Raw genomic sequence first — 14,237 nt, 5'->3', positions numbered from 1 at the left:
CTTAACCCCTTTTCACTGTAGTGCTGAGTAACAAAACAACAAATGATAGTGATTATCAATATCAATAGGTTATATTATAACAAGTTAGAAGGCATTTTCAACAACCTAATTGTTTTAATTCATGGCGAAATTATGAACCAAATATTCTATTGTATGTATTTATATGCATAAAAATCGACATTTCAATACAAAAAAAGAAGCATCACTGTGTGATACTTCTTTTGCGGTAAGAACACTTTATACTTTTATATTTCTCATCGAAATAATCTAATTTTTTACCAACATTCCTTATTTCATCGACTCAGACAGCTCTGTGAAAATAACACCTAACGCATATGCGCCAGCGTCAGGGTAGCCCAGACTACGATCGCCGACAGCACCTGCACGTCCCATACGTGCCACGATGTCTTCGGTTTTCTTCGCACCTTCAACGGCTGCTGCTGCACCTTTGGCAAATGCTGTTTTGAAGTCATCGCCAGACTCCGCACTTTGAGTCCAGGAATCGGCACACGGAACGAGTGCATCGATCAAGGTTTTATCACCTACAACGGCGCCACGTCCGAAGGAACGTTCTCCTGTAGACTGAATCCCTTGCACCGCTGCATGGATCATCTCGGCGAATTCAGCAACGTTTAATTGCTGTTTATCCCCTACTGCTTTGCCAGCCGCACGGAATGCCGAACCCCAGATTGGGCCGGATGCGCCGCCACAATATTCCATGATGACCAAGGAACATGCATCCAGGAATGATCCGATGTCTTTTTTATCTTCGTTAATAATGTGATTCCATTCGCGTTTCAACTGGCGGAAGCCTTTTGCCACACTCATACCGAAATCGCCATCACCGGCATGGGAATCCAGTTCACAGAACGGTACCTCGTTCTTGATGATGATCTCACCCATTTTATCGATCAGATAGACGATGTTGTCCAGTGAAAATTGATTGTTGCTGATCACCGCAGATGTTGCAGGCGTCTCCACTTCATAAGATACGGGAGCCTCTTCACCCACGACAGCTTCCAGCGCTTCGGAATACGCCACTTGTGCTACAGGAGGACCGGATACTTTAAATGCAGGGGTATCACTTTCCTTAAATAACAATGACTTCAGTTCATCATCCAGTTTCAGGATCGTAACCGATGCACCCGCCATATCGATACTTGTCATGTAGTTGCCTACAAATGTAGTAGCTACATTGAGGCCTGAACGCTGTGACAACTCACGCTGAACCGAGTTGTTGAGCAGGTACAGCTCTTGCAAAGGTGTTGCGCCAAACCCATTCACCAGCACGGCAATCTCAGCAGAATCATCCGTATCCAGCTTCATATCGGCAAGCAATGCTTCGATCATACGCCCTGCCAATTCATCAGCCGATACAATTTTCTCCCGACGAATTCCTGGCTCACCATGAATCCCTACGCCGAATTCCATCTCATCTTCAGCAATTTCGAATGTAGGCGTGCCTTTGGCGGGTACGGTACAGGATGTGAATCCAAAACCAATACTGCGCACGTTCTGAGCTGCTTTCTCAGCAACGGACTTCACATCAGCCAGACTTCGGCCTTCCTCCGCTGCTGCTCCGGCAATTTTGTGAACCAGTACAGTTCCGGCAACGCCGCGACGTCCAACGGTATACAAGCTGTCTTGTACAGCGATGTCATCCTCAACACGCACATACTGTACGTCGATGCCATCTTCTTCAGCCAGATACGCTGCATTCTTGAAGTTCATCATGTCGCCGCTGTAGTTCTTGATGATCAAGAGTGTACCCTTGTTGCTGGCTGTTGCCTTGATCGCTTGATACACCTGGATTTGGGAAGGAGATGCGAATACATCTCCACACACCGCTGCATCCAGCATGCCTTTACCCACATAACCAGCGTGAGCCGGTTCATGTCCGCTGCCGCCACCACTGATTAGGCTGACTTTATCGGCCTGAATCTCTCTGCGCTTGATGACTTTATATTTCTTCAGGAATTCCAGCTCCGGATGCGCGAGCGCGATTCCGTTGCACATTTCCATAACAACATGTTCTGCTTGGTTAATAATTTTCTTCATTATTTTGCCTCCCGGCGAGCTGCTTTGTACTCACGGCCCATGCGGTCAGCCGCTGCAATGGCAGCAGCCACTTCAGGAACGGTGATCGGGAATGGCATCGCGTGAATGGATTCTTCCGGAATACAAGCGATCTCTGCAACTTTCAACAACTCTTCCTGACTAATCGTGTCTACACCGATATCCGCCAAGCTAATAGGTAGTCCTACTTCGAGACAAAAGTCCATGACTTCGTGCAGCTCTTCGGTTGGTGCATTTTCGAGTACGAGTTGTGCGATCGTACCGAAGGATACTTTTTCACCGTGGAAGAAGTGATGTGTTCCCTCCAGAACAGTCAAACCGTTGTGGATTGCATGTGCTGCGGCCAGACCGCCACTTTCGAATCCAAGACCAGACAACAAAATGTTGGTCTCCACGATGTTTTCCAGTGCTTGTGTCACGACGTTGCTGTCACTCGCTACTTTCGCTTTTGCACCGTCAGTCAGCAGCATTTCATAACACAGTTTTGCCAGTGCAAGTGCCGCATTCGTCCCTACTGCAGATGGGGTATATCCTTCACGGGAACCCATTGGCAGACTTGCATTTACACGGGAATAGGATTTCGCTGTTGCTCTTGCTTCGAAGTATGTAGAGAGCGCATCTCCCATACCGGATACGAGGAAACGTGTTGGTGCATTGGCGATTACCGTTGTATCGACAAGAACCACACTTGGGCTTTGTTTGAAGTAAGCATAGTCATCAAAAGCACCTTCCGGTGTGTACAACACAGCAGAGTGACTTGTCGGTGCATCCGTTGCCGCAATGGTTGGACAGATGATCAATGCTTCGCCTTCAGCTACACATTTGGCAGCATCGATCGCTTTACCGCCACCTAGACCAATGGTAGAGTGACAACCTTTTTCCTTCGCAATCTCTTGCAGACGAGCAACTTCCTCACGGGAACATTCCCCTTTAAAACCGCTTTCAACAAACGTAATATTAAATTTCTCAGCTGTTGCATCGAGCTTCGCTTTGACACGCTGCACATCATCCGGATGTGCGATCAGCAATGCAGATTCTCCGAAGGATTTAACAAAGTACCCCAGGTTCAACAACTCATCTTCGCCTTGTACATATTTGGTTGGGCTGATAAATGCTTTTCTCATATTATTATATGCCTCCTAAGGATATGGAATGGTGTAGTAGATACATTAAATTTTAATTTCTTGCAATTGACCTTAATATAACGCATGGACAGCAGCTTTACAGTGGACTTTGATAACAAATTATTATAATTTACAATCATAATTTTTTGCTTTTTAGTGCAATCATGGTATGTTATTGTCATGAGATGGTTCAATTTTGACCTCCCATAATACATTACCCGTCATCATTACATCTTAATATGTACAAGTTGCTAACTTTTAACGGCCTAAATTATGAATCAGGTTAGCCTATGGAGGTTGCACCAATGATTAAAGAATATCTGCATATCAATAAAATTCTCGACCTTAATAAATGGAAGCGTCTACAAGATTCTCTCGCAACAGTAACCAAACTGGCGATCCTCACCGTTGATTATAAAGGCATTCCCATAACCAGCCACAGCAGCTGTCAGGCTTTCTGCCAGGATGTGCGTAAAGACCCCGAGCTTCTACCCTACTGTCAAAAATGTGATTCACGTGGCGGTCTGGAAGCCGTTCGGTTGAATGAGCCCTATGTATATCTATGCCATTTCAATATTATTGATATCGCGATTCCAATTACGATTGATGGCAAATATATCGGCGCCGTCATGGCAGGACAAGTGAAACTTGCCGATCCGGAAAAGGGTAGTGACTTGGAGCAAATTGTCACGTCCAAAAACGTACCCATGCATGCAGCCAAGCTGGAGGAATTAAAGGACGAATACGCCCAGCTGCCTGTGATGACCTATGAAGAGATTGTGAAAATCTCCAACATGTTATCCCTGCTCTGCAACTATATTGTGGAAGAAGCACTCAACAAAAATCTGTTAGTTGAAATGTTCGAGAAAGCTTCAGGTAATCAGGAGACTCTAAACCTCTCCACCATTCTGCCGGGTTACTCCATTCGTAATATCGAGTCGATCAAAAAAGAGATGACCAATGCGATAGCGGATGCTTATCTCAAAAATAGCCCAAGTGACACGGAAAGTTCCAGTCCGGTCCTTCAGCCGGCTTTTGAATACATTCATAGTCACAAAAGCGAACAAGTATCACTCAAACAAATGGCTGATCTATGCCACCTGAGTCCGAGTTATTTCAGCAGGCTGTTTGCCAAGGAAACGGGTGAGAACTTCACAACCTACCTGGCAAAACTCAAGATTAAGTGGGCCAAGCAATTGCTGGAGGTCACCGACATGCCTGTCTCACAGATCAGTGATGAGCTGGGATTTAATGAATCGGGATATTTTATCAAAATATTCAAAAAGTTCGAGGAAATTACGCCTGCTCTCTATCGCAAATACATCCAAGAGAAAATGTAGATTCACTGATACTTTTTTCGTATCAAAGATGAGGTTAAAAGATATTTCACCTCTTAATCTGCCATTGTTACAATGGAGTCCAGATGACTTAGGGAGGCGACATGAATGGAATATCGCAAATTAGGAAACAGTGGATTAACCGTCAGTGAGATTTCACTCGGCAACTGGATTACGCATGGAGCGCAAGTCGAGGATGGAATAGCAGAAGCTTGTGTTCAAGCCGCATTGGATGCAGGTATTACCACATTTGATACCGCAGATGTGTACTCCAATACCAAGGCAGAATCCGTGTTAGGACAGGCTCTTAAGGATGTACGTAGAGAAAGTATTGAACTGTGTACCAAAGTCTGTCACCCAACCGGCACAGGTCATAATGACCGCGGACTTTCACGTAAACACATCATGGAAGCCTGCAATGGTTCATTACAACGGTTACAGACGGATTATATTGATGTCTATTACGCTCACCGTTATGATTACAACACTCCGCTGGAAGAGACGTTTCTGGCATTCTCCGATTTGGTCCGTCAGGGCAAAGTCCATTACATTGGCGTAAGTGAATGGAACGCAGATCAGATTGCAAGAGGAGCCGCTTTGGCGCGGGAACTCCATGTCCCCTTCATTGCAAGTCAGCCCCAATATTCAATGTTATGGCGTGTGATTGAGCAAGATGTGGTGCCTGCAAGCGACCAAGCAGGACTTGGACAGATTACATGGTCTCCACTGGCTCAGGGTATATTATCGGGCAAATATCCGCCTAACGAAGCATTGCCCACCGGATCACGTGCAGCTGCTGAGGCAGGAGCACCCTTTTTCAATAAACTGGCTGGTCAGTGGTTACGTGAAGATGTTCTTACCGCTGTGCAACAGCTTGTTCCACTCGCTAAAGAGATTGATCTAACTCTTCCTCAACTCGCTGTCGCGTGGGTTCTACAACAGTCGTATGTCAGTTCCGTCATTATCGGCGCATCCCGGCCGGAGCAGGTATTGGAAAATGTAAAAGCCTCCGGTGTGAAACTGGACTCTGCGATCATGTCTCGTATTGATGAAATACTGAATCCGTGGATTGAGCGTGATCCAACCAAGACGGGATAGTTTCTTTTTCCATTACTCACAACATACTAAGTTGTACTAATCATTTACACGAGAACGAAGAGGACAGAAAAAACCTGAAAAAGCGGAGCTAAAAGCTTTCTGCAAGAAAGCTACTTCGGAAGCATACACTTCGCCTTTATCACCAGATTTTCCCCTTGAGAAAAGGGATCGAAAAAAATCTGGGGATAACAGCGATTGGAAGATTGTTCTGTCATCGCAGTGTAAGTGTAAATAACCTTTAGCGCAACTCATATTCCCCATCAACAAAGTTCATAAAGCGGGACACTACTTCCTGATTCATATCCGTCCGCCATGCCGTATACAACGGTACGGAGGGCGGATTTTCTTGTAATGGAAGAAAGACTACACCCTTTCGCTGGAACACATCCACCGATGACGGGACAATGGAAATGCCCATGCCCGCTGCAACGAGATTCACAATCGTATACATTTGGATCGCTTCCTGCGTAATTCGAGGATCTACGCCATGCTCCCTGCAATAATCCAGAACGAGACGATGGAACGGAGAACCCAGATGCCGTGGGAATAAAATAAAATCTTCATCCGCCAGTTCTCGAATTGAAACTTGAGTCTGAGAAGCCTTCGGGTGATGATCTGGCAATACAGCAATCAACGTTTCCATCTGGCAGGGGCGGAACGAGACATGACGAGTATCTTCCTGATATCTCAAAAATCCAATATGGATCTGTCCGTCTTCCAGTGCCTGCAATTGTTGGGACGAAGTCATCTCACGCAGCGTCAATTCAATCTGCGGATACGCAGCGCGAAATTTCCTAAGAACATCCACCATAATGCTCCCCGAAGCCGAATCCACAAAGGCTATGGTTATATGCCCGATGATGCCCTGATCTGCCTTTTGCGTAAGCTGAATGGATCGTTCGAGCTGGGCCATGATCAGTCTGGCCTGTTCCAGAAATACGGCACCAGCCGGGGTGAGACGAACCATTTTTCTGGTGCGCTCCAACAACTTCACGCCAAGCTCATCCTCTAAATTCTGAATCTGCTGGCTCAGCGGTGGTTGCGTCATATTTAATTTTTCCGCTGCACGGTGAAAATGAAGCTCCTCCGCCACGGTGATAAAGTATCTTAACTTTCGGATATCCATAAGTCTGTTGCGCATCCTTCCGTCTACCTTGTTAATTCATCTGTTCCTGAACCCAGATTGCCGACTCAGCCAGCATTGTCATCAATTCATTAAAGTCCACAGCAATTTCCCGCAGAGGAGTTTCCCCTGCATCGTGGATCAACATCAGCACCTTGCCTGAATTTTGATCCAGTATGGCCGTACTTCCTTCACCAAATCCACCAATCGGGAAAGGCTGGAGGTCAGCTGGCAGCTCGTATTCTTTCTCATATTCACGGTATACTTCCAAAAAATCCGGATAAGCCCAGCTCAGTTCTTTCACCGAATACAAGGCAGGGTCGCCGAAATTACATGCCCCGAATTCAAGCAAAAGTGCGCGATACGCTGCGGGCAGTTTCACATTATACTTTTGCTCAAAATCCTCAATGCTCTTTTGCGTTTCGGGAGTACACCCTTCTCCCATTGTTGTATCGTAAGCTTTCACCAAAAGATCACGAATCGGTTCCAATTCTATCGACGTCACTTGAACTCCCCCTTTACATAGAATCCGCTTGTTATCTCACCTGTTTACGCAACTCTTGATCCAGCCATTCCAGTGCTGCACGCAGCTTGTCCTGAGGAACTTTCTCATAACGATCACCCGTAGACAATTCAAAGGCACAGCTGTTCCCACTTGTTTTGTTCAGATATGAAGTCATTCCTATGCCAAACCGCTTAGCCATTTGCACAAGGATTGGTTCAACTTCGGCAGCACCGAGCGCAAAATGTACATGGAACATATTCGATACAGGTACCTCGGGCAACGTTTGTATCCCGTGACACGCATTCAGTAGGAAGGCGAGTTCTTGAGCCTGCTCGTAATACAGCTCCATTTTGCCAATCCGTTCATTGAAATAATACTGAGAACTCAGAATATACGGATACAGGCCGATCAGATCTCCGCCGTGCCGACGTTTCCATACTTTCGATTCTTGCATCACATCCGGATCACCCGCCAATATAGCCCCCGCAATACCTCCAATGCCTTTATAAAAGGACACATACACCGTATCAAACAAACTGCAGATCTCCGCAGGCGTTTTCTGATAATAGGGAGTGATCTCAAACAGGCGTGCCCCGTCCAGATGCAGCTTAATCCCGCGTTCACGGCAATAGGCCGAGATCGCTTCCAACTCTTCATACGCTGGCAATTGCCCACCAATCTCGCGTTGCGGCAGTTCCAACAGCAGACAGGCAATGTCCTGATCGAGCGCCTGTACATCTTGCAAACGAATCAAACGATCCTTGTCCGCAAGTAAAATTGATTCAATCTGATGCAACTCTTTCAGTCCGTCTTCCTCATGGATTTCAAGATGACACAAAGGGTGGTAAGCTACTCGTTTTACACCTTTGCGGTCACACCAGATCCGTAATGCAATCTGCTGTGCCATCGTTCCACTTGGGAAAAACACCGCCGATTCCTTGCCAAGAACGTCGGCCATCTGTTGCTGAAATTCTTCAATAAGGGGGCCGTTGCCGTAGTGGTCACTGAACACCTCCCCATCGATCTGGTCCAGTACGTTCTGAAGCACCTTCACTTGGCGACTGCCGTGACCACCTACAATAAAGTCTGCCTGATTAAATGCATCAGCCAATGTTAACGTAGTATCCTCCAAAGTCATTCACTCCTTTATAGTGTGTGTTCAAAAATGGACTTTATGAACAACCTCTTATCGTTCTGGTTCTGTAATAATATCAACCAAAGCGCTGAGCGCACTAGATATATGTTCACCACGGGGATACACAAATCCTACTTCCAACCGGCAATAAGGATCGGGCAAAGATAACACTGCAATCTCACCTCTTGATTCTGCTTTGGTAACCGAAGAACGCGGCAGCAATGATACACCGAGCCCGGCAGATACACCATTCAGAATCGTGTCCAGTGTTCCATATTCCATGATGTTAAGCGTGTGGATACCCTGATCTTTCAAAAAGGATTCCGCCTGATCACGATGTGTGCATCCGATCTCAAAAAACAACATCGGCCTGGACAATAACGTGTACATCTCATGTGCTCCAGGTTCAGCGATCAACACCAATTCCTCGTCATACATCTTCATATAGTTCAGCTCAGGATGATCAATCGGGCCATATATTAAGGCTCCATGCAATTCATGTTGGATGACCTTCTGGTTCAGTTCATGGGTCCCACCCGTGACAAGCGAATGTTGTACTTCCGGGTAGCATGAAGTATATTCAGCCAAGAGCGGCGTCAGAAAAGTAGAAGCTGCTGTCTCTATGGCACCTAGACGAAGCATCCCCGCTGGTGGGTTACCCACTTGTGTGGCCTGCTCTGCTTCATATAATAATTCCAATATTCTATCCGCATACCCAAGCAGGTTCTCGCCTGCAGGTGTAAGCGACATCCCCCGATTGGAACGATGAAATAGCGGTACTTGCAGTTGGGTCTCCAACTGTTTAATCCGTGCTGTTACATTGGACTGCACATAATTAAGTGAGAGCGCAGCTTTACTGATACTACCTTCGCGGGCAACCGCCTGAAATATTTTCAAATCACCTGCATCCATACTCTGATCACCTGCTCGTCGTTATATCGGCATTCTGCATCATCCGATTCATGCAAAGTGCTTATCTATTATTTTCAATGATACTGACAATCATTTTTGTTCATTTTACGTGAATCTGCTCCGTCTGTACAATGAGGCTCAGTAGTTAAATCTAGCTACACAGACAGGAGGAATATTGAACATGAAAGCTATTGTCCATTCGGCCCAGAGCGGCCTTGCAGGTCTTCAATATACAGAGTCAATCTCTCGGGCACCAGAAGCCGGGGAAGTGCAGATTCAATTAAAATCCGCTGGAATCAACCATCGGGATCTATTCATCATGGCAGGACGCGGCCCTCAGGACATCCCACTCGTTCCCGGTTCCGATGGAGCAGGTATTGTCGTAGCGATTGGCGAAAGCGTAAGAGGGTTCGCGATAGGAAATGAAGTCATTATCCATCCTACACTCGGTTGGGAACATGCATCTGAAGTGCCGACCGTACCCGATATTGTTGGTGGCCCTACGGATGGAACACTGGCTCAATATATAACGTTGCCTGCTGCAAATGCCCTGCCTAAGCCAGCCCACCTATCCTGGGAGGAAGCAGGTGTGCTGTCCCTTTCAGCGCTGACGGCCTATCGCGCCTTATTCACTCGCGGCGTATTGAAGCAAGGTGAACATGTCCTTATTCCCGGCGTTGGCGGTGGTGTAGCGACCTATGCCCTGCTCATGGCGGTAGCGGCTGGTGCCAAGGTGACCGTCACCTCCAGAAGTGACGCCAAAAGAAATGAAGCTCAGCGTTTGGGCGCTGCCCAGGCACTGGATAGTCATGCTGATTGGCGTAGGCAGAACGATCTGGAACCTGTGGACATCATCCTGGATAGCATCGGACAAGCCATGTTCCCAAAATATTTTGATATAATCAGACCAAGTGGACGTATCGTGATGTATGGTGCAAGCTCGGGGGATGATCTGACCCTACCGATTCGCTCTATCTTCTTCCCGCAGATCAGTCTGATCGGCACCTCTATGGGTAGCCGTGAGGAGTTTATCCAGATGCTGCAATTCGTGGAGCAACATGATATACATCCTGTAATTGATGGCGTATATCCATTGCAAGACGTAGCAAAAGCATTCGAACGCATGGAAAACGGCGAGCAGTTTGGTAATCTGGCTATCCTTATGGAGTGACATCTATTTTGGAGATGGGCCTTCATGAATTGTTGAAAATTGATTTACGATAATGGGGTGAATCCATCTGACCCGTCTAGCTAAACGTATACTAATTTTTCTTGTTGCTATTATGCTTTTGGCCCAAATTCCTATGTTAAAAGAAACCTTAGCCCGCGGAGTTACTACGTTATATGTGAAGATAAAGTATCCCGAACATTCCTTTCAATTCCAAGACTTCAACTACGTGTCTCATTTCGGGAACTATATCATTTCATATACTGATCAAGACGAGCAAGGTATTAGTCTGATGCTTGAGCCCAATTTTTTTCCGGTGCTCATTATATATGATCCATTAAATCAGCCCATGAAAGACTAGTTTGTTCACGCTATGAATCATTCAGGAGGTATCGATATGGACAATAGATTACATTTGGTCGAATTGGTTCGCAAGCTGATGGACTCTGAAGGAACGGAAGCCGAGTTAGATGACATGTTGACGGAGCTACAGCAGCAGGTTCCACATGCAGAGATCAGTAATCTGATTTTCTGGGATGATCGAGACCTGACGCCTGAACAGATTGTGGAAGAAGCCTTGGCTTCACGTCCAATCATTCTTCCACCCCAATCTTAATATTCTTCAGGAGATGAACGATAGGATATGTCTGACATGTCTGATTTAAATCATAATAACAACAATGAACACCCTGATTTTAACGGAATCAGCGGAGGAGAAAAACTACAGGCACTTCGTGATCTGATCGAACTAACCGATAATCACCTTACTCAGCAAGTTCTCGCTATTGGCATGGATACACATGAAGAGGATCTCATCCGTATCGAAGCATGGCGCGCTTTAGGCATGGCAGGCTCCTCTGCTCTTCTGGGTGAAATCCTTCATGCTGCCGCACAACTTGTTCGTGACTCAGAAGAAGATGAGGATGTACAGAATTACGTCTTGCAAACGCTCGCTCTACTGCCCGTCACAGAAGCCGAGATCCAATTGGCTCAGGAAGTTCTGGAGGGTAATGCCTACATATTAGTCAGAGGAGCGGCCTTTGCTATGCTTGTTGCACATCCACAAGTTAATGGCGCAGCATCCGCGCTAGAATCGCTTCAATCCGATCCTGATTTTGGCTCTTCTGCAATGCGGGTACTGCATTCGAATCAACGAAGTAATAATCAATAAACCAAGTTTAATCTCCCCAATTTCCATAATTTCGTTATAATGGTAAGCAAGACATCATGCTATTGGAGGAGAATTATGGAAACGGAAGCTTTACGCAACGTGGAACAACTAGCTTTGAAAAAACACAAGATATACAAACAAAGCTTAATCAGGTACCTTGCACGCTCCATGCTGGCCAGTATGTTTATCGGATTCGGCGTCATCGTGGCGTTTAAGACAGGTAACTTCTTTTATATGGAGCAGTCCCCGTTTACCTATCCGATGGCGGCAATTACGTTTGGCGCGGCCATCATTCTGATCGCCTACGGCGGGGGTGACCTGTTCACGGGCAATACGTTTTATTACACGTATGCGGCGCTGCGCAAGAAACTGCGCTGGTTTGAAGTGATCAAGCTGTGGATTGCAAGTTATAGCGGTAACCTGATGGGCGCAGCCGTGTTTGCCTTGTTAATCTACCTGACCGGGTTGTTCGACTCGTCTCAGGTGAATGGTTTTCTGTTAAGCGTGGTGGAGCATAAGATGGAAGTTCCAACCATGCAGCTCTTTTTCCGGGGCATCCTGTGTAACTGGCTTGTATGTATGGCGTTTTTTGTCCCAATGTTCATGAAGGAGAATGGAGCCAAAATGTTTGCCATGATGCTCTTTGTGTTCTGCTTCTTCATCTCGGGATATGAGCACAGCATCGCCAATATGTGTACGTTCGCGATTGCACTTGTGCTGAATCACCCGGGGACGATCTCATTTGAAGGTGTGCTTCACAACCTGGTTCCCGTGACCTTGGGTAATCTGGTGGGTGGTGTGCTGCTGATGGGCTTTATGTATTATGCGGTGAACAAACCGTTTCTGGATGAAGAGACACATTAATCTCTGGCAAAAAAAGATTCCCTTACAGCTCGGTCCTTCGACCGTGGCTGATCGGTAAGGAGAATCCAAAACACCCCGGCAACCTTCCCATCTCAGGGAGTAGATTGCCGGGGTGTTTCTCTATGGGCAGGCTCGCGGTTAAGCCGCTTGCCAACCCCATCCGTGGCTTAGAAGTAATCCCGCCACGGCGTATATTCAATATCGTTGTCGCCGCGCGTGACCACGATCATATTTTCCATTTTGCCCGTGTCCTTATTGGTACGGTAGATCATCGTACGTGTCTCGCCTTCTTCCGGCACAGAGAACAGGAACTTGTCCGCAACGAACGAAGAACCAAGTCCAGTGGCATGTTCTGTAAAGGCAGAGCCCGTCTTGCTTGTGAGCAGCAGACCAATCCCGTAGGCTGTAGCCGTTTGTGCTGCTTTGCCAAAGAGATGCTCGCCTTGACTGGTCGTGTGCGTTTGCTCCGAATACCTATACTTTTCCGTATCCTTGCTATAGTCCACCACATTGCCCTGTTTATCCAGACTGATGGTGGTCGTTTCGCCCTTGTCGCTTTTCACCTGATACGTACCTACGATGGAATCCTCGGTAATTTTTACCGTCTTGCCAGTATTGGGGTCAGTCTGATAGATTACATCTTCATACTGAAGCCGAATGATGTTCATGCTGGCCTGAATCTGCTGCGCCAGTTCTTCGTCACCCATCTCTTTGGCTTTCTTCAGCATTTCCTCATAGTTCTGGTATTTCTCGGCATCTTTCTCATCCCATTCATCCATGTTCTTTGGTGGACCTGGCGTTTTGTCCAGATCATCGCCTTTATTTTTGCCCATGGTTGATAGCGCCCGCGCTGCGGTCAGCGCCGTCATGATTGCCTGGCTCACTGCCTCTTCATCTGTCGTGCGGAAACGCTCGGCAATCTTCTTAAGCTCCGACTGAATGGACAGAACCAGTTCCAGAACAGATTTCATCGTGCCTTGAGCCGTTGAATAATCGTTATAGAAGCGTTCCCGTTCCATGCCATCCCAGTTGCTGCGCATGACACTCATCTTGCCGTCCAATGTGGACATGAAGCCCGATAATTGCTGATGGGCCCGAGCGAACTGACCACTGACCTTCTCCAGTTGTTCCGGTGTCACCTTGATCTGTGTCATCCTGCACACTCCTCTGCGTGTTCATTAACATCCTGTGGTCAACCAATGACGCTCTCTCTCAACCTGTTCCTATATGATCTCCAGATGCAACAGTGGAAACGGATTACCGGAACTATCCAATTCAGATCGCCCCATTTGTACAAATCCCATCTTTTCATAGAATCGGGCTGCCCCAGTATTCTGCTCATTAACATCCACCTTGAGGTGACGGCCTTTGATTTTGAAGGTATGGTTTATTAGCAGACGTCCCACACCCTGTCCGTGTTGGCTCGGATCTACAAATAACATCTCGATAAAGTTATCATCCACACCAATAAAACCCACGGGTTGTTGCTCCGTATTCAGCACTTCCCAAACCTCGACTTGCCTTTGTTGCAAAACATCACTCACCACTTTTTTGTAGAACTGAATGTGATGCTCTTCCAAAAACGTATGGGTTGCCCGAACAGCACTCTCCCAGATCTCGACCAACTTGTCATGATCCTGTTCCCGATATGCAGCGACTAACATGTCCGACGTATGCTCCTTCTCTATTAAAAGTAAAAGGTTATGTAAAAGCCCGATCCTGGG

The 14,237-nt window shown here is 46.7% G+C and carries 14 protein-coding genes; 6 read left to right on the top strand and 8 right to left on the bottom strand.

The features are described 5' to 3' along the window. Positions 1–288: 288 nt before the first annotated feature. Both dhaK and ACE04G_RS08085 read right to left on the bottom strand, forming a co-directional pair. On the bottom strand, positions 289–2,058 hold the full coding sequence (gene dhaK / locus ACE04G_RS08090) for a dihydroxyacetone kinase subunit DhaK (protein WP_449005194.1): 1,770 nt from the start codon (positions 2,056–2,058) through the stop codon (positions 289–291). Continuing rightward, positions 2,058–3,200 (bottom strand): glycerol dehydrogenase, encoded by a 1,143-nt coding sequence (locus ACE04G_RS08085; protein ID WP_145321190.1) that lies wholly within the window; start codon positions 3,198–3,200, stop codon positions 2,058–2,060. The genes dhaK and ACE04G_RS08085 overlap by 1 nt, the downstream gene beginning before the upstream one ends. A 305-nt stretch (positions 3,201–3,505) precedes the next feature. On the opposite strand from ACE04G_RS08085, the gene ACE04G_RS08080 reads away from it, so the two are divergent. Both ACE04G_RS08080 and ACE04G_RS08075 read left to right on the top strand, forming a co-directional pair. Further along, a complete protein-coding gene (locus tag ACE04G_RS08080; RefSeq protein ID WP_449005193.1) occupies positions 3,506–4,540 on the top strand; it encodes a PocR ligand-binding domain-containing protein in 1,035 nt (344 codons plus the stop codon). A 105-nt stretch (positions 4,541–4,645) separates the two neighbouring features. Beyond that, positions 4,646–5,635 carry an aldo/keto reductase family protein gene (locus tag ACE04G_RS08075; protein ID WP_449005192.1) on the top strand — a complete coding sequence of 330 codons (990 nt, stop codon included), beginning with the start codon at positions 4,646–4,648 and terminating at the stop codon, positions 5,633–5,635. 238 nt (positions 5,636–5,873) lie between these two features. On the opposite strand, the gene ACE04G_RS08070 is transcribed toward ACE04G_RS08075, so the two are convergent. The 4 genes from ACE04G_RS08070 to ACE04G_RS08055 are packed head-to-tail and all read right to left on the bottom strand — an operon-like array spanning position 5,874 to position 9,310. Then, the gene (locus tag ACE04G_RS08070; RefSeq protein ID WP_445252504.1) at positions 5,874–6,761 is read right to left on the bottom strand and encodes a LysR family transcriptional regulator; all 888 of its coding nucleotides are present in this window, start codon (positions 6,759–6,761) and stop codon (positions 5,874–5,876) included. Between the two features lie 31 nt (positions 6,762–6,792). Further along, positions 6,793–7,263, bottom strand: a complete 471-nt coding sequence (locus ACE04G_RS08065) for an SMI1/KNR4 family protein (RefSeq protein ID WP_339306938.1) — start codon at positions 7,261–7,263, stop codon at positions 6,793–6,795. Positions 7,264–7,294: 31 nt separating this feature from the next. Beyond that, positions 7,295–8,401: a threonine aldolase family protein gene (locus ACE04G_RS08060; RefSeq protein ID WP_339306936.1), complete on the bottom strand. Its 1,107-nt coding sequence runs from the start codon at positions 8,399–8,401 to the stop codon at positions 7,295–7,297. 48 nt (positions 8,402–8,449) lie between these two features. After that, on the bottom strand, positions 8,450–9,310 hold the full coding sequence (locus tag ACE04G_RS08055; protein ID WP_339306934.1) for a LysR family transcriptional regulator: 861 nt from the start codon (positions 9,308–9,310) through the stop codon (positions 8,450–8,452). 181 nt (positions 9,311–9,491) lie between these two features. On the opposite strand from ACE04G_RS08055, the gene ACE04G_RS08050 reads away from it, so the two are divergent. The 4 genes from ACE04G_RS08050 (at position 9,492) to ACE04G_RS08035 (ending at position 12,513) form a co-directional block, all read left to right on the top strand. Beyond that, the gene (locus ACE04G_RS08050) at positions 9,492–10,481 is read left to right on the top strand and encodes a zinc-binding dehydrogenase (RefSeq protein ID WP_339306932.1); all 990 of its coding nucleotides are present in this window, start codon (positions 9,492–9,494) and stop codon (positions 10,479–10,481) included. Between the two features lie 394 nt (positions 10,482–10,875). Further along, positions 10,876–11,094 carry a bacteriocin immunity protein gene (locus ACE04G_RS08045; protein WP_081745826.1) on the top strand — a complete coding sequence of 73 codons (219 nt, stop codon included), beginning with the start codon at positions 10,876–10,878 and terminating at the stop codon, positions 11,092–11,094. Positions 11,095–11,130: 36 nt separating this feature from the next. After that, positions 11,131–11,649, top strand: coding sequence for a hypothetical protein (locus ACE04G_RS08040; RefSeq protein ID WP_339306928.1), 519 nt, complete (start codon positions 11,131–11,133; stop codon positions 11,647–11,649). Positions 11,650–11,724: 75 nt separating this feature from the next. After that, positions 11,725–12,513, top strand: coding sequence for a formate/nitrite transporter family protein (locus tag ACE04G_RS08035; protein WP_017690511.1), 789 nt, complete (start codon positions 11,725–11,727; stop codon positions 12,511–12,513). A 167-nt stretch (positions 12,514–12,680) separates the two neighbouring features. Here ACE04G_RS08035 and ACE04G_RS08030 read toward each other — a convergent pair whose 3' ends face one another. Beyond that, positions 12,681–13,667 carry a WXG100 family type VII secretion target gene (locus ACE04G_RS08030; protein WP_339306926.1) on the bottom strand — a complete coding sequence of 329 codons (987 nt, stop codon included), beginning with the start codon at positions 13,665–13,667 and terminating at the stop codon, positions 12,681–12,683. 69 nt (positions 13,668–13,736) lie between these two features. After that, complete coding sequence (locus ACE04G_RS08025; protein WP_339306924.1) at positions 13,737–14,177, bottom strand: acetyltransferase; 441 nt, start codon at positions 14,175–14,177, stop codon at positions 13,737–13,739. Positions 14,178–14,237: the final 60 nt, after the last annotated feature.

The organism is Paenibacillus sp. AGC31 (assembly GCF_057334655.1).
The sequence above is the reverse complement of the archived record's forward strand: the minus strand, read 5'-3'. Positions and strand labels throughout refer to the sequence as shown.